Raw genomic sequence first — 25,099 nt, 5'->3', positions numbered from 1 at the left:
AATTTTATTCTATATGATGCTTTTCTGTGCATATCATTCAATGACACTATTGTTTTTTTTTCAAAGGTTGCTAATATGTGCATCACCAAGTCAAGGCGGGGTGGCAGAGTGGTCATGCAGCGGACTGCAACTCCGTGGACGCCGGTTCGATTCCGACCTCCGCCTCCAACTTGGTAAAGCCCGGGTGGTGAAATAGGTAGACACAGGGGATTTAAAATCCCCCGCCCACAAAGCGTGCCGGTTCGAGTCCGGCCCCGGGCACCATTTTTAATCTTTAAAGATGGTGTCAATAAAAGATCCAGCGAAAGCTGGTTTTTTTATGCCTAAAATTTATAATAAGAAAAAATAATCAATGGAACATGATATGAAGAATAAATTAGCTTGCTTAATACTTTCTTTTTCAACTTTATTTTTAAGTGCTTGTCAAAATACACCGAGCGAAGACCATATCGCATTAAATAAAAATAAAATTGATCTAGCAACGATGAAAAAAGGTCAGGAAGAAGATTTTTATAAAAATTTGCCCAAAGACCAATGGCTGTATTTGTATTTTCAAAAAGATCAACATCACTTTGCCTATATCAGCAATCGCACCTCTAAGCGTTGGCAAATTTCCATGGCATTAAATTGTAAAGATCCAAACAAGAAGCCTTACTTCCTTATCGAAGATGAAGATGGTGCTGACGAACTGAAAGCTTATGACAAGTATTCTGATCGTGTTGAGTTTTTCCTCGATGATAAAAGTTTTGCTGATCCCTTCCATGACGATCAACCCGCGCAATTTGAAAACTTTAAAAATGCGATGTACAAAGCCCGCGTACTGAAAATCGTAAACTATATGAATGAACTCAATCCAGAAACAGGTCGTGAGGAAGAAACTGTACGTCGTGAATTTATTTTCCAAAATCAGCCCGCTGAGCTTTTGAAGCTCCCTTCTGATTATTGTAAATCTGACCAAGAAGAAGATGATACCGAATCAGAGTCCGCAGAGGATGCAACTTAATTTTTAAATATTGAATGAATATTAAAATGAAAAGACAGGTAATAAAAACGCTTATTACCTGTCTACTTCTTTTAGTTAAACATTACATTATGCTGTTTTCGCAATAGGCTGTATCAAGTTAAATTTATTATCTATTTCAAGTGTTTTAGTACGTGAATCATCAATTGAATATTCAGCAGCTTTGATGGTATTGACGAAAATCCATTCTGCTTGCATTTTTTCTGCTGTAAAAGAGACATTTAAATAACCACGTTGCTTTAAGTTGGCATAATTTAACTCATCAATCAAGGTGGTAAATGCAGATTCAAATGCCTTCAGTTGATCATCCGAAATATTGAGATATTTTTCCATCCCCGGTGATGAAACTGAACTCGTTGCAAGCTCCACCCCAACAAAATCCCCTTGTGCTGTGTGCAAATCCGAAGACCATGCATTGTGCGTATCTCCAGCCAGAACCACGACTTTTTTATTTAAAGATTTCAATTTATTGTATAAAATTTCACGTTCAAAGAAATATCCATCCCATGCATCCAAATTGTATGGAGCCACGGTTGTTATACGTGCTTTTTCGACAGCGCTTAAACTCGTATCCCCTTTTAATAATCGTACTTTTAACGTAACAAGTTCTGTGATTTGTTGATTCATTTTTATCAGCGTATTTGCATCAACAGCACCACTGGTAATCGCTGCCAATGACATCAATAATTCAGCAGGGATCCACATTTTCGACATCAAAACCTGCTGCCCAATCACATTCCATGTTGCCTTGCTACTTTCCAATTGTGCCATCAACCAATCACGCTGGGTATAACCCATCAGTGTCCGAGTTTGACTCGTTAAATCTGTCTGAAATTGTGTGATATTTAAACCTTGTGCAGTCATATAATCAGCATAATCGAGCTGCTTATCACGTGCCAAAATACGTGTATCCAGCATCATGAGTTGCACTAAATTGCCATAGCTGAACTGTCGATAAATATTCAAATGATCTTGATCTGAAATTGGACGTATCGGCATCCATTCAAAGTAAGCTTGTAATGCTGCTAATTTACGATCTAAAAAACTTCCTTCATCAGCCTGATGATTTTCCGCTCCCTCTTTCCATGCATCATTTGCAAGCTCATGATCATCCCAAATCACGATAAAAGGCGTAGTTTGGTGTGCTGCTTGCAAATCCAAATCCGTACGATATAAAGCATATCTTTTACGATAATCATCAAGTTTTATAATTTCTTTATTATTGTCACTTGGCAATGTACGACCTAGCTTTACTGCATCTTCTGCAGCATATCCATCCTGCCCATATTCATAAATATAATCACCCAAATGGATAATCGCATCTACCTTTTGTTTAGCCATTTCACGATAAACATAGAAGTAACCTGCTGGATAATTTGAACATGAACAAACAGCAAATTTCACATTATTTGTCGTACTCGGAAGGGTTTTCGTTTTACCCACTGGCGATACTATATTTCCATATTTAAAACGGTAAAAATACTGTTGTCCCGCAACCAATTTATTGGCATCAATTTTAACTGTGAAATCCTGTGCAGACGATGTGACCACACTGCCCGAATTGACAAGCTGGCTAAACTTTTCATCTTTGGCAATTTCCCAATTGATCTGCAAGCGTGCAGCTGTGTCCTGTGGACTGATCCGCGTCCATAAAATGATTTGATCCTGCAATGGATCACCACTGGCCACTCCATGTTTAAAATCAGCTTTTACACTGGGTACAACTTCATCTTTTGAATCCCCTCCACATGCAGTCAATACCACTGGAACAGACAAAGCCCCGAAACCCGCAAGTGATTTTTGGATCAATTCACGACGTGAAATGTTTTTAGACATCATTTTTCCCTAGATTTTTAAGTGTTTTTTCAAATAAAGTCTAGTTTGGAAATATTTAGCCCTGATCTCATTTTGATGAAAAAGAAGTGACAAATTTTAGGCAAACAATTGAGAAACCATTATTTTTCCATCAAGAGTGAGCACAATTGCATGAAAATAAAACAAACCATCCAATTTACCCTTGCCAAGTTTTCATTCGTCCTCTATTATTGCGCACATGCCCGGGTGGTGAAATAGGTAGACACAGGGGATTTAAAATCCCCCGCCCACAAAGCGTGCCGGTTCGAGTCCGGCCCCGGGCACCACTTTTTAGTGGTGAATAAGAGATCCAGCTTTTGCTGGTTTTTTTATGCCTGCTTGTTAGAATATTATTTCCAAAATCCAATACAATAAAGAATAGGGTCTGTTGGCATTTCACAACTGAATTGCGTTGTCGGCTAAAATTGAGCAGGCAAGGCATGAAATGCAGAGAATGGCGAAACCATTTTCAAATTTCATAACGAAGCCTGTGATATTTTTAGCCACAACCCTTCGGGACGAGAGTGTTTTTTAATGCTATTTCGTTGTAGCTCGATCATTTAGATCACTAAATTTCTCAATCTACGCCTCATATCACCTAAAAAACCTTGCGGAGTATACTCCTCACGTCGCAACCAATTTGAAATATCAACAGACCCTAAATCATGAAAAAATACATCCTTGTGCTCCTGTCGGCCCTATTCTTTTCATCAACCTTATATGCGGATGATCAACAAGACGATCGATTTTATGATCTATTTCCAGGAACGGTTGTGCAAAAGGATAATCAGCTATATCTACACACCTGTAGAGCTGCTGATGCGCTATTTTTGCTTAAATTCAATCATGCTGAAGATCAAGAAAAAGTATCAAAATTGGTTGAAAAATATCAGAAATTTTGGCTATATGTAAGTGCATATGCTGATGAAAAAAATGGGAAATATTACATGACAGTTAATAAAATAGTTGCAGAACATTTAAATGAAACCTGCCATCTAACTGATCTACTCGACGAATTGGGCAGTTAATTATTTTTATACTTTGATTTATGTGTGTGATAAACAAATAGAGAGTTTACCACTCTCTATTTGATACAAGCTCTTCCATTTCAATGTCCATATAGCCTGCATCCTGCACCACCATCATCATTGCTTCAGCAATATAATCTGCCGCTGTATCATCAAGCGAAGAATCCAAATCCTCAAACTGAGGTTTCATTTCATTGATTTCAGATACAATTGAACTCGCAACATGATAAATTTCCATATCAGACATATCAGTTTTGGCAATTTTCTTTGCAAAAATTTCAATTAAACTTTTAACTTCGGCAACTAAAATGTCTGGATAATAGTCGTCGTCATACATTGGGAGAAGTATGTCTTGAAACATATAAACCTACATAAAAATTTAGCATAACAATGATGCAGGCTTATATAACACAAACTGTACAAATCACCAAATTGTTAATACTGATTGAGATGATATTAATTTTATAAATCATTAAATTTAGTTTTATTTAGCACTCAAACTTTGAGCAATTTTTGCTAACTCAATGAACTCTTGTCGCAACCCAAACTCATCATTTGACTTTGACTTCTCTGCCAACCCAACTATATCTGACCATTTCATATTACCATTATAAGCACCGCCCTTTAATTGCTGTGCATATGCAGCGACTGCGACGGCAAAACGTGTATCGCTACTTGCTTGACTCAAAGGTTTTGAAGTTACTGGAATTGCTTGGCTCAATAGAATACTCTTGGTCTGACTAGGCTGTTTATAGCGCATGTTCAAATAAGCATATTCTTTATTATTATTGCTTTCTTTTAAATTCGTATTTGCTTGATAACGTGAATCTTCGAGCCAACCCTTTTGCCCTGCAGGAATAATTTCATAAAAGGCAGTAACTGTATGTCCTGCACCAATATCTCCTGCATCAACATTATCGTTTTTAAAATCCTCATTTTTTAATAAGCGATTTTCATAACCCACTAAACGATATTCTTTAACCGTCACGGGATTAAACTCAACCTGTATTTTGACATCTTGGGCTACCGTCGCGAGCGTCGAAGAAAGCTGTCGCTGTAAGACCTTTTTAGCCTCTTTTTCAGTATCAATATAGCTATAATTTCCATCGCCAGCATCAGCCAACTGTTCCATCAATTTCTCATTATAATTACCCGTACCAAAACCTAATGTCGTCAATGAAATACCACTTTTTCTTTTTTCAGCGACCATTGCTTTGAGCGTTCCAAAATCCGTTATACCAACATTAAAATCACCATCTGTTGCAATTAAAATTCGATTAATCCCATTTTTAATGAGTGATTTTTCGGCTTCTTTATATGCCATCTGAATCGCTTTTTCTCCAGAAGTCGCACCACCGGCTTGTAATTGATTAATCGCTTTTAGAATTTTATCTTTTTCATTGCCAGAAGTTGGCTCTAATACGAGCTTTTCACCACTAGCATAAGTAATCAGAGTCACTTTATCTTGTGGACGAAGTTGTTCCGTTAGAAGTCTCAGTGTTTTTTTCACCAAAGGTAGCTTATCTTCTGCATCCATACTGCCCGAAACATCTATTAGAAATACCAAATTTGCAGGTGGTAATTCTTTTTGCTCTAGGTCTTTAGCTTTGATTCCAATTTTGATTAATTTAGCATTGGCTTGCCAAGGAGAATCTACTATTTCAGTATTGACTGAAAATGGATGTTGTCCTGTCGGATTTGAATAATGATAGTCAAAATAATTTACCATTTCTTCTACACGTACAGCATCTTTTGGTGGCAAACGACCACCCCTTTCTAGATATCGTCGCACATTTGCATAACTGCCTGTATCCACATCTATACTAAATGTAGATATAGGTTCTTTAGCCACTTCATGTACAGGGTTTTGTTCTAGGTCTTGGTATCGTTCAGTATTGATATTTGGAGGAGATGATTCTTGATAATTTACCCCCTGTGCATCTTGATAGGTATATCCAAAGAGCATAGGTTGTACACTTACTCCAGTATGCCGAACAGACTTACCTAACGTAGGTGCTGCGTTGGCTTGATGCACAGGTGCTGGCATTACAGGCGCTGCTTCTAAAACTGGCGCATTATTCTTGTGAAATTGTGAACATCCAGCAACCATGAATGTTGTCATTGCCGCAGTGAGTAGTTTTATTTGTAATTTCATATTTAACCTATAATTATAAAAAAAGACTTAAAATTTAATTTAAGTCTTTAGCATATAGAACAAAATTAAAAAACCAACTTGAACTTTTTAACAAATTAAATCATCACTGTCGCTTGCCACACTTTGATGGCATCACTCATGGCTTTGACATCATGGGCACGTACCATACAAGCACCCTGCTGAATACTCATCAAATGTGCTGTAACGCTACCTACTGCTCGATTTTGTGCATCAGCACCATTCAAAGCTTCTCCAATAAAACGCTTACGTGAGAGCGCAGAAAGAATCGGATAACCCATTGCATTGAGCTGATAAAGTTCATTTAAAAGTTTTAAGTTTTGCCCTGCATTTTTTGCAAAACCAAAGCCGGGATCAATCATGATATTTTCAGGCTTAACCCCTGCATTGACTGCATCATCAACCCGTTGTTGCAACTCTTGCATGACATCAACTGTGACATCATCATATTGATCAAGATTATTCATCGTGGTCGGTTCGCCACGCATATGCATGATGATGATCGGAATATCTAACTCTGCCGCTGTCGCCAATGCATTCGGACGTGTCAGTGCTCGCACATCATTCCAAATATGTGCACCTGCTTTTACCGCGGCCTTAATCACTTCTGGCTCAGAAGTATCTATGGACAAAACCACATCATACTTTGCCAAAGCTTCGACTACAGGTACAACACGTCGGATTTCTTCCTCAATACTGACTGGCGAAGCACCCGGACGGGTTGACTCCCCACCAATATCAATCACAGTTGCGCCATCTTCGATCATTTGCAAAGCGTGAGCGACTGCTTGTTCTTTTCCGTTGTGTTTACCACCATCGCTAAATGAATCTGGAGTAACATTTAAAATACCCATCACATGCGGAACAGATAAATCTAGGCTCAGTTTGCCGCACTTTAAAACTTGCTTAGGTAATGGCATTAACCGCATGTTTAAACTCCAAAAAATTTTCAATATTCTAACAAGTCTGATTGGATTTGCATTGAAATCTTTTCATTAGATTGTTCACACGAAATTTCCATCAAACTCAATCTTCATGCTGTTTATTTGTAAAATATCTCAAGCACTAAATATTAAGCAAAAAAAAAGAGCCTTTATAAAGGCTCTTTTTTCAATCAAATCAACTTGCCGGTAATGGTGGCGGAGTTGACGGACCATCAGTTGGTGTAATATCGATTACTGGATTTTCAGCAACATAAACTTTTGGTGGGTTTGGCTCACGACCTTCCATGATGTCACGGATTTGTTCGCGGTCAATTGTTTCCCATTCCATCAAAGCTTTAACCATTGCATGCGCGATATCTTTGTTATTTTCCAAGATTTCACGGGCAACTTTATATTGCTCATCCAAAATACGACGTACTTCAGCATCGACTTGTTGTTGAGTTGCTTCAGAAATAGTTCGACTACCGACATTTCCAAAGAAACCGTTTTGGTTTTCGTCTTCGTAAACCATCACACCAAGTTTATCTGACATACCGTATTTGGTCACCATTGCACGCGCCATTTTCGTAGCACGTTCAAAGTCATTAGAAGCACCAGTCGATTGTTGACCGATAAAGACTTCTTCTGCGATACGACCACCAAACAAGATTGAAATTTCATTCAACATCTTGTCTTTATAATGGCTAGTTTGGTCATGTTCAGGAAGCTGCCAAGTTACACCAAGCGCCCAACCACGCGGCATAATTGTTACTTTATGCACAGGATCAGTACCCGGTAAAATTTCAGCAACGATCGCATGTCCAGATTCATGATAAGCAGTTGCACGACGCTCTTCTTCACGGATTACCATCGATTTACGCTCTGGTCCCATGTAGATTTTGTCTTTTGCATCTTCAAAATCATGCATATCAACAGTGTTTTTATTACGACGTGCGGCAAATAATGCTGCTTCGTTCACAAGGTTAGCAAGCTGCGCACCTGAGAAGCCCGGAGTACCACGTGCAAGAACTTTAACGTCTACACCGGTAACAGAAGGAAGCTTTTTCAAGTGAACATTCAAGATTTGTTCACGACCTTTGATGTCAGGAAGACCAACCATTACTTGACGGTCAAAACGACCCGGACGCAATAATGCTTTATCCAATACGTCTGCACGGTTGGTCGCAGCAATAACGATAATACCTTCATTGCCTTCAAAACCATCCATTTCAACAAGCATCTGGTTCAGTGTTTGTTCACGTTCATCGTGACCACCACCTGTACCCGAACCACGATGACGACCCACGGCATCAATCTCATCAATAAAGATGATACATGGCGCATGGCGTTTCGCTTGTTCAAACATATCACGTACACGTGATGCACCAACACCAACGAACATTTCGACGAAGTCAGAACCAGAGATACTAAAGAATGGTACTTTCGCTTCACCAGCAATCGCTTTAGCAAGCAAAGTTTTACCTGTACCCGGAGGACCAACCATCAAAACGCCTTTAGGAATTGTTGCACCTAAACGTTTGAATTTTGCAGGATCTTTTAAGAAATCTACAATTTCGACAACTTCTTGTTTCGCTTCATCACATCCCGCAACATCTTGGAATGTTACTTTGATTTGGTCTTCAGATAGCATTTTGGCTTTTGACTTACCAAAGCTCATCGGACCATTTTTACCACCTGCGCCACCGCCCATATTACGCATGAAGAACATGAACAATAAAATAATTAAAAGCACAGGGAAGCTTGCAATGAGTAATTGCATTAACAAACCTTGACGTTGTGGTGCAGTACCTTCAACGACAACTTTGTTTTTTATAAGATTAGGCATTAATTCAGGATCTTGAACCGCTGGGCGAATACTTTCAAAGTTCGATCCATTTGTTTTTTCGCCACTTATTCTTTCACCATCAATTGTGACTTGCTTAATCTGACCAGCATTCACCGCACTAACAAACTCAGAGTAGTTCATTGTTGCAGGTTTATTGCGGTCACTGATGTTGCTGAAAATCAAGATCAGCACACCCAGTATCACCAGCCACAAAACGGCATTTTTGAAGAGATCGCTCAAAGCTTTATTCCCATATCAATCTAATTTGATCTTGCCCACAGTTGGGAGACCCTTAACAAAAGCGAGTAATTTACTTCACAATAAATTAAAAACGTACAAAATGCACAATTTTTAACTACTTGGCAAGTAGACTTTATCGCAAAGTGCCTTTACGCCCCTGTCCAATCAAAAAAACTTCTTTTGAACGTGCGCGTGAAGCAGCAGGTTTTGCTGTTTTCAGCACCTGAAAACTGTCAACCACTTGCTTTCGAAATTCATCGAAACCTGTACCTTGGAATACTTTTACCACAAATTGCCCTTTAGGACCCAGTACCTTATTGGCAAAATCAAGCGCAAGTTCACATAAATAAATCTGGCGAGGTTGATCAACAGCCTTATTACCTGAAGTATTGGGGGCCATATCTGAAATTACAACGTCTACAGTACGTCCATTTAAAATATTTAACAATTTTTCGAAAACTTCTTCTTCTCGAAAGTCGCCTTGTAAGAAAGTGACGTCTGGTAAAGCATCCATTTCAAGAATATCTGAAGCAATCACTAAACCTTGTGTTCCAACCAATTTTCCAGCGATTTGCGACCAACTTCCTGGTGCAGCACCCAAATCAACAACCGTCATCCCCGGTTTAATGATTTTATATTTTTCTTGAATTTCAAGAAGCTTGTACGCTGCGCGAGCTCGGTAGCCTTCCTTTTGTGCTTTTTTTACAAAAGGATCGTCTAAGTGCTCTCGCATCCACGCACGACTACTTTTAGATAACTTTTGGTTGGTAATGCGGGTTGCCATAACTCTCTATAAAATTAAATGTCTAATTTATTATTGTACGGTAAAAAATGCACACTTGCAGTAGTGATCTGTATCTAAATCATCTCATTTTCAAATATTTTTTCCTATTTTGCTGATCGTAATTTTCGAATTGAGAGAATAAATTTGTCAACGAAATACGATTATTTTTGAGCGTTTGATTTTGGTATTTGCTATACTAAGCCGTTTTTAAAATTAGGTTATCTTTTTATGGCGGCTTTATCTATCCATGAACGCAAGCGTTTACGTCAAATTGGTCATGCTTTAAATCCAGTAGTGATGATTGGCGGTCAAGGTTTATCTGAAAATGTCGTTGAAGAAACTAACCGTGCATTGAACGACCACGAACTGATCAAAATCAAAATTGCAGGTGAAGATCGTGAACTTCGCGTAGCAATCATTGCTGAAATTGCAAAAGTAACACAATCTGAAGTGGTGCAAACCATTGGTAAAGTGGCATTACTTTATAAAAAAGCAGCAAAACAAAATCCAAAACTTTCTAATTTGGTCCGTCATTCTCATCTAGCAAATTAATTTTTTCATCTTATTGATTTGTTTTGCACCAGTACTTGATTGAAAAATTGAGTATTGACGCTGTCTAAAGATTTCCAAAATTCATTTTCGAGCACCTTTTATGGCGAGTTATGAACTGAGCGCTTTTGATCGTTTTTTTGATGTTTCATTGGTCGGAGCGATCGAGCAAGTCAGCCCTTACACACTCAATGTAGGTTTTTGGTTACGTGATCCAAACCAATTGGTTCAGTACCCTGAACTCGTTGCGGCTCATCCTCGCCAAGATTTTTTATGGAATCAAACCTGTTTCGAAATTTTTGTGGGTGTGAAAGATCAAGATTTTTATCGTGAAATCAATCTTTCGCCTTCACAAGCTTGGCAGGCTTATCAGTTTGAAGAATATCGTTATCCTGAAGACATGCCCCCTGTTGCCGCTTATGATATTGAGTTAAATCAATTGAAGCGCACACATTATGGTCTCAATGTCAGTCTAGATTTGACAGAGTTTATGTTGGCAAATAAATTAAAATGGACGGATGTTTTTGTTGGTTTAAGCGCTGTTTTAGCCACAAGCCAAGGTGAAAAATATTTTGCCATGCAACACAGTAGTCCAAATGCCGATTTTCATAACAAACGAGATTGGCTACATCAGTTTTAATTAGTTCAATAAAAAAGTGAGGCAATGACCTCACTTTTTTATATCAACGCATTTTTCAGTCAAGAAATAGCTTGCCTAAAGAGTATTAAAAATAAAGCTCATCATGCGAAACATTAAGCATTTGAATCTTGTTGGTTTTGATCCTGCTCAACAGTATTAGGCTGATCATTCGGCTCAGAAACATTTCCTTTGATACGTTGGTACGACTCTGCAAAATGCGCTTTTGACTTTAAAGTAATCGCTTGCACTTCACCTTTAATTTCTTGTCCAAGTTGATTCAGCTCACTCGCAGAATATTTCAACTCATGCAATAAACTGTCTTTGAGTTCCAACAAAGTTTCTTTGGAATGAGATAGCTTTTCCTTAATCGCACCCACTTGGTCATGCACGTCGTCTTGAAACTCTTTTACCTGCTCTTGTACCACTCCAATAAATGACTTGGCTTCAGTCTGTAAAGAGTGAGCAGTATCTAAAACCGCTGATCTGATTTTTTCCTCAGCTTGCTGAGTAGCTTCTGTAAAGGATTGACCATGTTCTTGCACAATGTCTTTCAAACTACCTTTATTGCTATTTTGAGCGTTCGGCATTTTTATTCCCCTGTGAATTTATTTGAAATGTCTACAAACCCTAACTTACAGCATATTTTATTGCTTATTTTTTAAACATAAAAATTGTCTAACAAAATCAATTTTATTGATCATTTTTAAATATCAGTTCTGCATATTTTATAAACAGAATCAATCTATACTTTATGGATCCTTTTCAAATAAAAACCACCATTCAACAGTTATTATTTAAAATTTGCATTTTGGTTTTGAGTAGCTTTGACGCTTTTATTTTTCTATAGCAACCCAAGCAAATACATAGCAATCAACGATTAGCACTCTAAAGTCGGGTTAAAATTAGTACTTTGAATATTCAATTTTTATTTTTTACATTTCTTGGTTTTTAGCACCAAAGCCTTTGTTCTCTTACCCATACAGAAAATCAATAAGAATGCAAGGAAATAATCTGACATTATATTGATTATTAACGTGGACTTTTCAGGGTTAGATGCGTATAATGCGCTGTTAAGTTAAGCGAGCAGACATGAGGAGGGTAGGTTTTTAAATAGCCTTCCTTTTTTTTCGTCTTCTCGCTTTTTTACAGCCAAAAATTCAGGAGCTTTGGTTTGAGCACCCCCGCCATTTTAGCCCTTGCCGACGGTACTATTTTTAAAGGTACATCTATCGGCGCTACGGGAAATACGACTGGTGAAGTCGTTTTTAACACTGCCATGACTGGCTATCAAGAAATTTTGACTGACCCGAGTTATGCACAACAACTTGTGACATTAACTTACCCGCATATTGGTAATACAGGTTGTAATGACGAAGACTCAGAGTCTGGTCGTATCCACAAAGTTTGGGCGAACGGTTTAATTATCCGTGACTTGCCTTTATTGCACAGCAATTTCCGTGCAAATCAATCTCTCGGCGATTATTTAAAAGAACATAATGTCGTGGCGATTGCTGATATCGACACGCGACGATTGACGCGTATTTTACGTGCTAAGGGTGCACAGAACGGTTGTATCCTTGCAGGCGAAAATATCACCGAAGAAGAAGCTTTAGCTAAAGCTCGTGCTTTTGGTGGTTTAAATGGCTTAGATCTTGCAAAAGTTTGCTGTGATAAAGACGGTTTTGAATGGACTGAAGGTTCTTGGGCTCTAGGTCAAGGCTTTAGTCAACCAGAACTTAAATATCATGTTGTGGCTTACGATTATGGTGTCAAAACCAACATCTTACGTATGCTTGCTGACCGTGGTTGTAAATTGACTGTGGTTCCAGCAGAAACTCCTGCAGCTAAAGTTCTCGCAATGAATCCTGATGGCGTGTTCTTGTCAAATGGTCCTGGCGATCCAGCTGCATGTGATTATGCAATCGAAGCTGTAAAAACAATTGTTGAAACCACTACTCTCCCAGTGTTCGGCATTTGCTTAGGTCATCAAATTTTGGCACTCGCTTCTGGTGCTCAAACAGTGAAAATGGGTCACGGTCACCACGGTGCCAACCACCCTGTGCAAAACTTAGAAAATGGTACTGTGATGATTACTTCACAAAACCATGGCTTTGCGGTTGATGAAAAAACATTGCCTGCAACGTTGAAAGCAACACACAAATCATTGTTTGACGGTACGCTTCAAGGGATTCATCGCACAGACAAACCAGCATTTAGCTTCCAAGGTCACCCTGAAGCAAGTCCTGGTCCACATGACTGTGCACCTTTGTTCGATCATTTCATCGAACTTATCGAAGCATCTAAGAAGTAATTAAGGAGCGAAATAATGCCTAAACGTACGGATATTAAAAGCATCTTAATTATTGGTGCTGGTCCGATTGTCATTGGTCAAGCCTGCGAGTTTGACTATTCAGGTGCGCAAGCATGTAAAGCGCTTCGTGAAGAAGGTTACCGTGTTATTTTGGTAAACTCTAACCCAGCGACCATCATGACTGACCCTGCAATGGCAGATGCAACCTATATCGAGCCAATCACTTGGCAGACTGTTGCTCAAATCATTGAAAAAGAACGCCCAGATGCTGTACTCCCAACCATGGGTGGTCAAACTGCATTGAACTGTGCGCTTGCACTTGATGCCAACGGTATTTTAAAAAAATATAACGTTGAATTGATCGGTGCGACTAAAGACGCTATTGAAAAAGCGGAAGACCGTAAACTTTTCGATATCGCAATGCGTAAAATTGGTCTTGAATGTCCTCGTGCAGATGTTGCCGAAGACATGGAACATGCATTAGAAATTCAAGCACGTTTTGGTTTCCCTGTGATTATCCGTCCATCATTTACCATGGGTGGTTCAGGTGGCGGTATCGCATATAACCGTGAAGAATTCATCGAAATCTGTGAACGTGGTTTTGACCTCTCTCCTACTCACCAACTTTTGATCGATGAATCATTGATTGGTTGGAAAGAGTACGAAATGGAAGTTGTTCGTGATAAAAACGACAACTGTATCATTGTTTGTACCATTGAAAACTTTGATCCAATGGGCGTACATACAGGTGACTCAATCACTGTAGCTCCTGCGCAAACATTGACAGACAAAGAATTCCAATTATTACGTAATGCCTCTTTAGCTGTACTTCGTGAAATCGGTGTAGAAACTGGTGGTTCAAACGTTCAGTTCGGTATCAATCCGAAAGATGGACGTATGGTTGTGATCGAGATGAACCCACGTGTTTCACGTTCATCTGCACTTGCATCTAAAGCAACAGGTTTCCCTATTGCAAAAATTGCTGCGAAACTTGCTGTTGGTTATACCCTTGATGAACTTAAAAATGACATCACTGGTGGAACAACTCCAGCATCGTTCGAACCTGCGATCGACTATGTAGTTACCAAGATTCCTCGCTTTAATTTTGAGAAATTCCCTCAAGCTGACGCAATGTTGACTACACAGATGAAATCTGTGGGCGAAGTTATGGCAATTGGCCGTAATTTCCAAGAGTCAGTGCACAAAGCACTTCGCGGTTTAGAAGTAGGTACATGTGGTTTTGATGAAAAAATCGCTGTAGGTACTGAAGGCGCGAAAGAAAAAATCTTGGTTGAACTTAAAGTTCCAGGTCCAGAACGTATTTGGTATGTTGCTGATGCATTCCGTCATGGTTTTACTTTAGACGAAGTTTTTGCAGCAACAAATATTGATCGTTGGTTCTTGATTCAAATCGAAGACATTATCAAAACTGAAGAAGAAATTAAAACTTTAGGTTTTGGTGATTTAAACGCTGACAATATTCGTGCGTTCAAACGCAAAGGTTTGTCTGATCTTCGTATCGCAAACTTGATGGGTATTTCACAAAAACAATTCCGTAAACATCGTTGGAGCTTGGGTGTATATCCAGTTTACAAACGTGTAGATACATGTGCTGCTGAGTTTGAATCAGATACAGCATATATGTATTCAACTTACGATGAAGAATGTGAATCTAATCCGTCTACTAAAGACAAGATTATGGTAATCGGTGGTGGTCCTAACCGTATTGGTCAAGGGATCGAGTTCGATTACTGCTGTGTACACGCAGCTCTTGCAATGCGTGACGACGGCTACGAAACAATCATGGTCAACTGTAACCCTGAAACAGTGTCTACAGACTATGATACTTCTGATCGTTTGTACTTCGAACCAATTACACTTGAAGACGTACTTGAAATCGTTCGTAACGAAAAACCGAAAGGCATTATCGTTCAATACGGTGGTCAAACTCCGCTTAAATTGGCTCGTGCTTTAGAAGAAGCTGGTGCACCTATTATTGGTACATCACCTGACGCGATCGACCGTGCAGAAGACCGTGAACGCTTCCAACAAATGATTCAAAAATTGAATCTACGTCAACCAAGTAACAGCATTGTAAAATCTGCTGAAGAAGGTTTGGCTGAAGCATCTAAAGTAGGTTACCCTCTTGTTGTTCGTCCATCTTATGTATTGGGTGGTCGTGCGATGGAAATCGTATATAACGATGATGAATTGAAACGTTATTTACGTGAAGCAGTACAAGCTTCTAACGAAGCACCTGTACTTCTTGACCATTTCCTAGATGATGCAACAGAAGTCGACGTTGACTGTGTATCTGACGGTAAAGATGTGGTAATCGGCGGTATCATGCAGCACATTGAACAAGCAGGTATTCACTCTGGTGACTCAGCATGTTCGATTCCTCCTTATTCTTTATCTAAAGAAATCCAGGACGAAATGCGTCGTCAAACTGTGGCTATGGCAAAAGAGCTTGGCGTTATTGGTTTGATGAACGTACAGTTTGCTGTTAAAGGCAATGACGTTTACATCTTGGAAGTGAATCCACGTGCATCACGTACTGTGCCATTCGTTTCTAAATGTATCGGCGAATCTTTAGCAAAAGTTGCTGCACGTTGTATGGCGGGTCAATCTTTAGAATCTCAAGGATTTACTAAAGAAATTATCCCGACTCACTTCGCAGTGAAAGAAGCGGTATTCCCATTCAACAAATTCCCAGGTGTTGACCCTATCCTTGGACCAGAAATGAAATCTACTGGTGAAGTGATGGGTGTTGGTCAAACTTTTGGTGAAGCATTCTATAAAGCTGTGTTAGGCTCAAATGATCGCTTACCAGGTAAACCAACTGAAGGTGAAGTAAAACACGCTTTCATTTCAGTACGTGATTCTGATAAACACCGTGTGGTTGATGTTGCAAAACAATTGACTGAATATGGCTTCAAAGTAATCGCAACTGGCGGTACTTATGATGTGATCAATGAAGTTGGTATTGAATGTGAACGTGTGAACAAAGTCACAGAAGGTCGACCAAATATTGTAGACCGCTTGAAAAATGGCGAAATTCACCTCATTATCAATACTACTGAAGGCAAACAAGCTCAGCAGGATTCATTCTCAATCCGTCGCTCTGCACTTCAAGGTAAAGTGTATTACACTACAACCTTAAATGGCGCAGAAGCTGTATGCCAAGCTTTAGCAATTAAATTGCCAATGGATGTATATCGCTTGCAAGATTTGCAAACAAAAGGTTAATTCGTTTACCGATAAGTCCCGTCACCTATCGGTGGCGGGATTTTTTTATTTTATAAACGTGTATTTTTTTAATACTCAACTTGAGGGACAACAATGCAACGTTATCCTATGACTCCCGAAGGCAAAGAAGCCTTAGAGAAAGAATTACAGCAACTTAAATCAGTTGACCGTCCACGTATCACTGCTGCAATTGCAGAAGCGCGTGAACACGGTGATTTAAAAGAAAATGCTGAATATCATGCTGCACGCGAACAACAAGGATTTTGCGAGGGACGTATTCAAGATATCGAGGGGAAACTTGGCGCAGTTCAAGTGATTGATGTCAAAACGCTTGAACAAAATGGTCGAGTGGTTTTCGGTGTAACAGTTACCATCGAAAACATTGATACAGAAGAACGTAAAACTTATAAAATTGTTGGCGATGATGAAGCTGACTTTAAAATTCACAAAATTTCTGTGAATTCGCCAATTGCACGTGGTTTGCTTGGCAAAAATGAAGGTGATGAAGCAAAAATCGTCACACCACAAGGCGAAGTGGAATATGAAATCGTTAGCGTTGAATATCTATAATTGATCTTTATAGTATGAAATGCATCTAAGCCTCCTCAAATGGGGGCTTTTTTTATGCTCTGATTTTTAATAATAGCTAAGTGGTAAAAACTCACTAGAGGAACGCTCCCTCCTTTTCTATATGAGGATTGGGGTGGATTCTTAAAAAAAGAGTGGAACTTATTTGATAGATTCTTTACTAATAAACATTATCCTCAAATATATCATGTGATCAGTGCAGTAAAATTTTTGATTCTATATTTTTAATCTCCCCTAACCCCTCTTTAAAAAAGAGGGGAACTTGATGGAGTGGATTCTAAGTATTCAACTCACTGCATTACCCTCAAATAAATCATGCCATTAATCTCCCCTTGCCCCTCTAAAAAAGAATGCACCCTCCTTTTCTAAAGGAGGGTTGGGGTGGATTATTTAAAAAGGGAGGAACTTATTGAATAAATTCTTTGCTAATAAACATTATCCTCGCATGAATCATGTGATCAGTGCAGTAAAATTCTTAATCCTATATTTGAATCTCCCCTAACCCCTCTTTAAAAAAGAGGGAGACTTGATGGAGTGGATTTTTTAACTGACTGCATTACCCGCACTCCCTAGCTCCCCTAAAAAAGGTAGCTCCCTCCTTTTCCAAAGGAGGGTTGGGGTGGATTCTTTAAAAAGGGGAAAATTAATGGGGTGCATTCTTTAAAAAACGGAAAAATTTTAATAAAAAATATTAAATGTCTACTAGCCAACAAAATTAGAAATTTATGTTAAAAATCAGAATTTTTTTTCAATAAATAATTACAAATAGTCCTTTTTTGCTATTTCAAAATTAAGTCTTTGAGCTACACTAAAAAAAATAACACTTTAAAAAAATGGGGAAAACAACAATGAAAGCAGGACGTGCCAGCAAAACAGCTTTAGCGGCAGCAGCAATACGTGCTAATCATTATTTGAACGCCATTAATCCAGTTTTTTCAGACCCTTTCGCGCTGGACATGACCAGTACTGAATGGCGAAAATTATTATCCAATCAAACATTTACCCGATTATTCAATTCAGCACCTGTCAATCGTACTTTTGGAAAATTGACTGGACAAGTCGTTGCCAGATCCCGTTATAGCGAAGATTTGCTCAAACAAGCCATCGAAAATGGCATTGAACAATATATATTGGTTGGTGCAGGCTTAGATTCATTTATTTTGCGTTTGGCAAACTTATATCCAAATCTACGTATCTTTGAAGTTGATCATCCCGATACTCAAAAACTCAAACTTCATAAATTGCAAAAATACGGCAATGTACCTAAAAATGTTGAGTTCGTTTGCATTGATTTTGAAAAGGAAAGTCTCTCAGACGCACTGAGTCGCAGTGCTTATGACAAAAACAAAGCAGGATTTTATTCTTGGTTGGGTACGACACATTATTTGCAACCAGAAACTACACTTGCGACTTTAAAAAATATTGCTGATTTTGTAGTTGATGGAAGTGAGGTTGTTTTAGATTATTCTGTTGATTATCGCAATCTGTTAGGGATTGAGCGTATCGGTAGTATGTTGCTTTCACGATTTACGCAACTTTTAAAAGAGCCGCTGATTGGTGCATTTTTACCAGAACATCTACATCAGTCTTTAGAAAATATGGGTTATGAAGTCGTTGAAGATTTAACTGGACTTGAAATCAGTCAACGCTATTTCGAAAAACGCCCAGACTATATCCGTCATACCCATGCCACACACATGCTTCATCTGCGTAAAAATAAATACTGATGAGCAGCCATGTTGTATCGAAGTTTGATATTGAAAATCAATAAAACTGCTTTTTGCGAGTTAATTGATAAGAGAAGCTGAGATTTATCGCATAACTCAGCTATAATTTTGCTTTGTCATCAAAATCTTGTGAAATGTCTGATTCGATTAATTCTCCTGTAAAACATTGGTGTGAATTTGAGTTTATTGCTAAAACCAATACCAATCCTAACATTCATATCAAAGGAAATTATTCGTATTATTCTGCTTATTGGGATCAAGGCTTTGAGCGCTGTGTGGTGCGTTATTTACATGAAAAAGCCACCACTGAAGATAAACCTATAGATCAACTGTACATTGGCAATTTTGTCAGTTTTGGCGCTGAATGCGTGATTATGATGGGTGGAAATCAACTACACCGCCCTGACTGGATTTGCACTTTCCCTTTTGATACTCGTAGCTTTGTCGTTGCTGGAGATACCAAAATTGATGATGCTTGCTGGATTGGCAGTCGTGCCATGATCATGCAAGGCGTGCATCTTGGCGAAGGTGTAGTCGTTGCAGCAGGATCAGTTGTGACCAAAGATGTACCACCTTATGCTGTTGTGGCTGGCGTTCCCGCGCAAATTATAAAATATCGTTTTGATCAAGATAAAATCGAAAAACTGCTTGCACTCAAGCTTTATGATTTAGATGAAAAAGTTATCTTGAAAATACGTGAACAACTTCAAGGTGATGATGTAGATGCTTTAGCTCTATATTTAAGTGCATCTAATCCAGAATAATAGACTTCTGCTCTCTAGACTCTAGATCATCTATTGATGAAATGACAATGTGATTTGCTCGGCTAAACCAGCATCGTACTTATGCTATAGCCATCCCTGCGCTTTTTTTAAGTATCAGAGATAAACTCCCCCAGTCTCTTTAAAGCATGATATTTCTCAAAATATTGGATCATTTGCATAAATAGATTTTAGATTAAAATTATGTTTTACAATGCGGTTGGCTCTCCTTTCTACAGGATCAGGAACATGTTCCGCAAGAAGATGAAATTCTATTAGAAATCTCTCCTCATCCTAAGCTTCTCCTCACTACGTCTTGCGCTACGATCAAAGCAGTGCTTTGATTCTTGCTCAGGAGAAGGAACTTGCTATATTATTTTATAAAATAATATATTATTCAATCCTTTTTGACTGATCAAAGAAATCTATTGTTAAGAGATAATAAATACCTAAAAACGAATCAAAGAAAATTAAAATAAAGTAATATTATTATATTTTTCACGTAATATTATTTTAAATGCAAAATCATTTAAAATTTACATTTACTTAGTTTTATTTAAAAACACTTAAATAATTTTCATTAAAAAATAATCCTATTATTTTACTCGATTTTATGAAGGAAATTAAAATTTGCATAGAAAATCACATTATTTAAAATTTATTTATTATTCATCAATGTTTAATTTATTAAAAAATATTTTTATTAACTTTAGTGGAATATTAAATGATTTTTAAACTATTTTATGTTAGTTTAAATTATGACCTTAATATTTATTTATCCTTACTGTTTTAATAAGGATTATAAGTATTTTACACCAATATACATTTATTTTTTCAAATAAGATTTACCTTAGATATAGCGAGAAAAATTATGGTATATGAACATATTTTAGTTCCGATTGATGGTTCTGAAACTTCAATGACAGCTGTAGCACATGCAGCAGATATGGCTAAAAATTTTCGTTGTAAAATAACAGTACTACAAGTTTTGACGATTGATCCTTATATCGAAGCCCAATATATTACTGCAACACAAAGTAGCGATATTATCGAGCGTGCAAAAAACAATATTCAAGAAACTTTGGACTTGGCGAAACAAAAATTCCGAGAAGAAGGTATCGTCGTTGATACTTTGATTGCGGAAGGTCAAGTGGTTCATCGTGAAATTGTTGAGGCTACTAACAAAGTTGGCGCAGATCTAATTGTCATGGGGTCTCATGGACGAACTGGTTTTAAAAAGTTCATTCTGGGAAGCGTTGCACAGAATGTCCTCGGTGAAGTTAAGATTCCTGTCTTAATCGTTCGCCAAGACTAACCCGATAAGCTCCTTATTCTCTGGCCGAGTAAGGAGCTTATGTTTTTCGACTTAATATCCGTTTAGTCACTTTGCCATGCAAATTGTTTTAAATCGACTTTGCCATTTGCTGCCAAAATCCCCTCTTCTCTCAATTTTATAATTTGAATATTTTCTCCTTTTTCATCCAATTTGCTTAGGCTAATTTTTCCCTGAGAATTGATCACTCGATACCACGGCACTTCACTGGTTTCATCTAAGTGTTTTAATACATACCCCACCAACCTTGCATGTTTTGGTAAACCAGCCATTCGTGCGATTTGTCCATAACTTGCAACTTTCCCTTTGGGAATTCGTATCACGACCTCCAATATTTGTCGCGCCAATTCATCTGAGACTTTCGACTGTACTGTCATAGATTGACCTTAAATATATGCTTTGTATTTTTTTAGCAAATGCTTTTATTCACTAACTATTTTAGGCTAATTTGGCAAAGTTTTTTAAAACTAAAACAAGAGTATTTAAAATGAAACGGACTTTTCCCAAATTATTATTATCAGCTTGTCTTGCAATGGGTTCTGCAGGCGTGCTGAGTATCGCAACTTCATCACATGCAGCTTCTTCCTCAATCAATATTCAAAGTGTTTTGCAACAAGAACGTGCTTGGGCTGGCTTGCAAAGTAAACGTTTAAAAGTTGCGGATATTGATTGGGCTTATAGCGAAGGTGGTGATGCTTCTAAACCTACAGTCATGCTGGTCCATGGCTTGGCAGGTAGCCGTGATAACTGGAATCGCGTAGCACGTTATTTAACACCACATTATCACGTGATTATTCCTGATTTACCTGGTCAAGGCGATAGTAAAGTCCCTGCTGACTTTGATTATTCGATACCAAATCTAGCTGAGAAATTACGTCGTTTTGCTGAAGCTGCAAAAGTGGATAAAAATTTAAATATTGCAGGTCATAGTATGGGGGGAGCTATTGCCCTGCTCTATACCGCGCAATATCCTATTGATACTCAATCCTTATTTTTAGTTGATTCCGCAGGCGTGTTTAAATCTGCCAATACGCCTTATCTCAAAGATCCTACTTTATTACGCCAATTTGTAGTGCGTAAACCCGGTGATTTTGACCGCCTATTTTCAATTGCGACTGCGCTGCCTCCTTTTGTGCCAAATGAGCTAAAAGTCGAACAAGAAAAAATGATGATTTCTCAGCAGGAAAATACTTCAAAATTGGTTGAACAATTGGTAACGATGGCTAAACTCTACACGCCTGATACTTTCTCTTTGGCGACTCGTTCAATTGATCAACCTGTACTGATTGCATGGGGTGATCAAGATAAAATCATTAATGTTGAAGCTGCATCTGAACTAAAAAGCTTACTGAAAAATGCTCAAGATCCTGTGATTTTAAAAGGTGTTGGACATATGCCAATCATGGAACAAGAACAGCTGTTAGTTAAGCCTTATCTAGATTTTTTAAAGAAGAATGCAAAATAACCTGTTATATTTTTAAGAATCGTCTTCGTTTTATTTCCATTTTAAAATCAATTTTAGTAGAAAAAGCCAGAATCTATTCTGGCTTTTTTATTACTAAACATCGCTATATATTCCTAGCTTGCATATTTTAAGAAAAAAAAGAGGATCCGAAGATCCTCTTTTATATCTTAATCAAATCATTGATTAATATAATAATTGATGATTTTTGATTAATTCATCTACAGTCGTATCAACATTTTTCAATGTCAAAATGTCTGTTGAATTAAATGAACCGCCTGCACCGTCACGATCAATTGCAATCACGGTGTCTTTACCGCCTTCAGTGTTATTTACAGTCACAGAAGTCACAAACTTAGAAATATTCGTTGCGTCTACTGATTGTCCGCTCAACAGCTTAGTTACATCAATCACATCTTGAGTACTTTGTACTGTTGAACTTGCATCTGTAGGCGTAACCGTAAATCCATTCCAAGTATCTTGACCATTTCCACCTGTTGCATCTGCGTTATTTAACACATTAAAGATCACTGTGTTGTGCTGTGATGCAGTTGAGTTAAACGTATCATTTGCAGAGGTCGAAGTTTCAGTCGTATTACTTGGTGTTGTATCCTCTAGCGCCGAGAATGCAGCAAATGGCGCAACAACAGATCCACTATCAGATGCAACAACCTCAATTCTACCCGTATTCCATGCTTGACCACTGCTACCAATATCATTCACTTGAGAAATCATAATGTTATCGTAAGTACCAATTGGTAATACTAACAAGTTATCACTTGAACCTGTAATGAATGGACCATCATCAATAGAGTATGACCATGTAAATCCTGGGAGAATGCCCGTGATTTGCAAGGTACCATCAGTGGTAATTTGGTCATTATCATCTGCACCTGTGTCATTCACAAGATATGCTTGCGGTTGCGGTGGTGCACCATTATAGACTTGTAAATGACCTAATAAATAAGCATCCGATGCGTTTCCTGCCGGATCGACTTCACGGACTTGTACTTGTCCTGCTGGGTAATCGCCATCCGCCAAGGTGAAGCGGTTGTTGTTGGCAGTTTGTACTGTCGACCATGTTACGCCGCCATCAGTACTGTACTGCCAGTTATCTATGCCACTGTCCGTCAAGGTTACAGCCACTTCACCATATGAAGTCACGCCATCACCTGGAATACCCGTATCAGAAACCAATGCTGCTGTTGGTGCTACTGGAGTTTGGGTATCTACAGTTAAACTCAATATGCCACTCGGTACACTTTCAAAGCCATTGCTGTCAGTCAAGGTGTAGGTCAAATCATGTTTGCCTTCACCCAGTGGAGCATCTGGTGTCAATGTACCCGTTACTGGATCATAAGTCGCAGGGACTTCTGTGCCATCCACATATAACTTCGGTGTTTCACCCGCAGCTGGTGCTGCGATGAGTACGCCTGGCGTTGTATCGTTGGTCGATGTTCCTGAAGCAAATGTGCCTTCTTCTGGCGCAACATTATCCACATAGCCTGTCGGCGTTGCTGGTGCTGAATTATCAACAACTTTGCTCGCTTCTGGGCTGATATTACCTGCTGTATCCGTTGCTGTCGCTGTAATGGTTGAACCATTCACGATACCTGGATGTGTCACACTCCAAGTTCCAGTGCTTGATACAGTAACGATTTCTGTCGTGTTGTCAGCAAACTTAACGGTCACAACACTGTTTTTCTCTGCTGTGCCTGTGACGACATCCGCCGCACTCACATTCAAGATCACTGGTGCATCTGGTGCGCTGTTATCCAACACAACATTACCAAACTTCGTAATCGAATCTGAAGTAAACGCAGGGTTAGATTGGCGTACTTGGATTTGATCCGCTGCATAAGTTCCATCACTTGGTAATGTGAAGCTTGTGCCTGAACCTGGTGTCCATGTTGTTCCACCATCTGTCGAATATTCCCAAGTCCCTGTCGATGCGGACTGGTTGATCCCTGTGACATTGATTGTGCCATTGCTGGTAATGCCATCAGTAGCACTTGAACCGGTATCTGCTGCCAAGCTTAAGCCAAGCGTGATTGGTGCAACCACTTCAATTTCACCAGTATTCCAAGCTGTACCACTACTACCAATATCATTCACTTGGAAGATCATGACATTGTCATATGTACCTGCTGGTAATACCAACAAGTTATCGCTTGAACCATCGACGAAGGTCGTACCACCATCCAATGAGTATTTCCATGTAAATCCTGGGAGAATGCCCGTGATTTGCAAGGTACCATCAGTGGTGATTTGGTCATTATTATCAACACCTGTATCGTTCACAAGCGATGCTTGTGGTTGTGGTGGTGCGCCATTGTAAACTTGTAGATGACCCATTTCATAAGCATTTGAAATGTTTCCTGCTGGGTCTACTTCTCGGACTTGTACTTGTCCTGCTGGGTAATCACCATCCGCCAAGGTGAAGCGGTTGTTGTCCGCAGTTTGTACTGTCGACCATGTTACACCGCCATCAGTACTGTACTGCCAGTTGTCTACGCCACTGTCCGTCAAGGTTACAGCCACTTCACCATTTGAAGTCACGCCATCACCTGGAATACCCGTATCAGAAACCAGTGCCGCTGTTGGTGCATC

20 protein-coding genes and 3 tRNA genes are annotated in these 25,099 nt (G+C 38.8%); 14 read left to right on the top strand and 9 right to left on the bottom strand.

Translation table 11 applies throughout. The features are described 5' to 3' along the window. Positions 1–94: 94 nt before the first annotated feature. The 3 genes from F960_RS04430 (at position 95) to F960_RS04420 (ending at position 1,003) form a co-directional block, all read left to right on the top strand. Positions 95–168, top strand: a tRNA-Cys gene (locus tag F960_RS04430). Between the two features lie 10 nt (positions 169–178). After that, a tRNA-Leu gene (locus tag F960_RS04425) sits at positions 179–264 on the top strand. A 100-nt stretch (positions 265–364) separates the two neighbouring features. Beyond that, entirely contained in the window at positions 365–1,003 is a 639-nt protein-coding gene (locus tag F960_RS04420) for a YfjT/YkfB family phage-associated protein (protein WP_004858937.1), read from the top strand. A gap of 87 nt (positions 1,004–1,090) precedes the next feature. On the opposite strand, the gene F960_RS04415 is transcribed toward F960_RS04420, so the two are convergent. Next, positions 1,091–2,857, bottom strand: coding sequence for an alkaline phosphatase D family protein (locus F960_RS04415; RefSeq protein ID WP_020846820.1), 1,767 nt, complete (start codon positions 2,855–2,857; stop codon positions 1,091–1,093). Between the two features lie 219 nt (positions 2,858–3,076). Here F960_RS04415 and F960_RS04410 point away from each other — a divergent pair. Together F960_RS04410 and F960_RS04405 are read left to right on the top strand one after the other, a co-directional pair. Then, positions 3,077–3,162, top strand: a tRNA-Leu gene (locus F960_RS04410). Positions 3,163–3,540: 378 nt separating this feature from the next. Further along, positions 3,541–3,903, top strand: coding sequence for a hypothetical protein (locus tag F960_RS04405; RefSeq protein ID WP_004858930.1), 363 nt, complete (start codon positions 3,541–3,543; stop codon positions 3,901–3,903). 46 nt (positions 3,904–3,949) lie between these two features. Here F960_RS04405 and F960_RS04400 read toward each other — a convergent pair whose 3' ends face one another. From F960_RS04400 to rlmE, 5 genes are all read right to left on the bottom strand, one after another. After that, the gene (locus F960_RS04400) at positions 3,950–4,264 is read right to left on the bottom strand and encodes a DUF5713 family protein (protein ID WP_004858927.1); all 315 of its coding nucleotides are present in this window, start codon (positions 4,262–4,264) and stop codon (positions 3,950–3,952) included. A 123-nt stretch (positions 4,265–4,387) separates the two neighbouring features. Continuing rightward, entirely contained in the window at positions 4,388–6,058 is a 1,671-nt protein-coding gene (locus F960_RS04395; protein WP_004858924.1) for a vWA domain-containing protein, read from the bottom strand. A gap of 95 nt (positions 6,059–6,153) precedes the next feature. Next, a complete protein-coding gene (gene folP / locus F960_RS04390; protein ID WP_004858921.1) occupies positions 6,154–7,005 on the bottom strand; it encodes a dihydropteroate synthase in 852 nt (283 codons plus the stop codon). A gap of 190 nt (positions 7,006–7,195) precedes the next feature. Beyond that, a complete protein-coding gene (gene ftsH / locus F960_RS04385; protein WP_004858920.1) occupies positions 7,196–9,085 on the bottom strand; it encodes an ATP-dependent zinc metalloprotease FtsH in 1,890 nt (629 codons plus the stop codon). A gap of 133 nt (positions 9,086–9,218) precedes the next feature. Then, entirely contained in the window at positions 9,219–9,869 is a 651-nt protein-coding gene (rlmE, locus tag F960_RS04380; protein WP_004858917.1) for a 23S rRNA (uridine(2552)-2'-O)-methyltransferase RlmE, read from the bottom strand. A gap of 228 nt (positions 9,870–10,097) precedes the next feature. Here rlmE and yhbY point away from each other — a divergent pair, with 228 nt between their 5' ends. Continuing rightward, positions 10,098–10,421 (top strand): ribosome assembly RNA-binding protein YhbY, encoded by a 324-nt coding sequence (yhbY, locus tag F960_RS04375; protein ID WP_004858916.1) that lies wholly within the window; start codon positions 10,098–10,100, stop codon positions 10,419–10,421. 100 nt (positions 10,422–10,521) lie between these two features. Then, positions 10,522–11,058, top strand: coding sequence for a DOMON-like domain-containing protein (locus F960_RS04370; protein ID WP_004858912.1), 537 nt, complete (start codon positions 10,522–10,524; stop codon positions 11,056–11,058). A 113-nt stretch (positions 11,059–11,171) separates the two neighbouring features. On the opposite strand, the gene F960_RS04365 is transcribed toward F960_RS04370, so the two are convergent. Then, positions 11,172–11,645, bottom strand: coding sequence for a kinetochore Spc7 family protein (locus tag F960_RS04365; protein WP_004858910.1), 474 nt, complete (start codon positions 11,643–11,645; stop codon positions 11,172–11,174). A gap of 584 nt (positions 11,646–12,229) precedes the next feature. On the opposite strand from F960_RS04365, the gene carA reads away from it, so the two are divergent. The 6 genes from carA to F960_RS04335 all read left to right on the top strand — a co-directional run bounded on the left by carA (position 12,230) and on the right by F960_RS04335 (position 21,009). After that, entirely contained in the window at positions 12,230–13,369 is a 1,140-nt protein-coding gene (gene carA, locus F960_RS04360; RefSeq protein WP_004858907.1) for a glutamine-hydrolyzing carbamoyl-phosphate synthase small subunit, read from the top strand. A 15-nt stretch (positions 13,370–13,384) separates the two neighbouring features. Further along, positions 13,385–16,618: a carbamoyl-phosphate synthase large subunit gene (gene carB, locus F960_RS04355; protein WP_004858904.1), complete on the top strand. Its 3,234-nt coding sequence runs from the start codon at positions 13,385–13,387 to the stop codon at positions 16,616–16,618. A gap of 93 nt (positions 16,619–16,711) precedes the next feature. Continuing rightward, positions 16,712–17,188 carry a transcription elongation factor GreA gene (gene greA / locus F960_RS04350; protein WP_004858902.1) on the top strand — a complete coding sequence of 159 codons (477 nt, stop codon included), beginning with the start codon at positions 16,712–16,714 and terminating at the stop codon, positions 17,186–17,188. Positions 17,189–18,054: 866 nt separating this feature from the next. Further along, positions 18,055–18,933, top strand: coding sequence for a class I SAM-dependent methyltransferase (locus tag F960_RS04345; protein ID WP_004858899.1), 879 nt, complete (start codon positions 18,055–18,057; stop codon positions 18,931–18,933). A gap of 134 nt (positions 18,934–19,067) precedes the next feature. Next, positions 19,068–19,697, top strand: a complete 630-nt coding sequence (locus F960_RS04340; RefSeq protein ID WP_004858895.1) for a CatB-related O-acetyltransferase — start codon at positions 19,068–19,070, stop codon at positions 19,695–19,697. Positions 19,698–20,565: 868 nt separating this feature from the next. Continuing rightward, entirely contained in the window at positions 20,566–21,009 is a 444-nt protein-coding gene (locus F960_RS04335) for a universal stress protein (RefSeq protein ID WP_004858891.1), read from the top strand. 62 nt (positions 21,010–21,071) lie between these two features. Here F960_RS04335 and F960_RS04330 read toward each other — a convergent pair whose 3' ends face one another. Further along, positions 21,072–21,404, bottom strand: coding sequence for an MGMT family protein (locus F960_RS04330; RefSeq protein ID WP_004858889.1), 333 nt, complete (start codon positions 21,402–21,404; stop codon positions 21,072–21,074). A 110-nt stretch (positions 21,405–21,514) separates the two neighbouring features. Here F960_RS04330 and F960_RS04325 point away from each other — a divergent pair, with 110 nt between their 5' ends. Next, complete coding sequence (locus F960_RS04325; protein WP_004858887.1) at positions 21,515–22,492, top strand: alpha/beta fold hydrolase; 978 nt, start codon at positions 21,515–21,517, stop codon at positions 22,490–22,492. A 183-nt stretch (positions 22,493–22,675) separates the two neighbouring features. Here F960_RS04325 and F960_RS22800 read toward each other — a convergent pair. Further along, positions 22,676–25,099 (bottom strand): Ig-like domain-containing protein (locus F960_RS22800; RefSeq protein WP_004858884.1); only part of this gene is annotated, 2,424 nt, incomplete at its 5' end.

The organism is Acinetobacter gerneri DSM 14967 = CIP 107464 = MTCC 9824 (genome assembly GCF_000368565.1).
GTDB lineage: Bacteria > Pseudomonadota > Gammaproteobacteria > Pseudomonadales > Moraxellaceae > Acinetobacter > Acinetobacter gerneri.
Note: the sequence above shows the minus strand (reverse complement) of the source record. Positions and strands in the feature narration are given on the sequence as shown.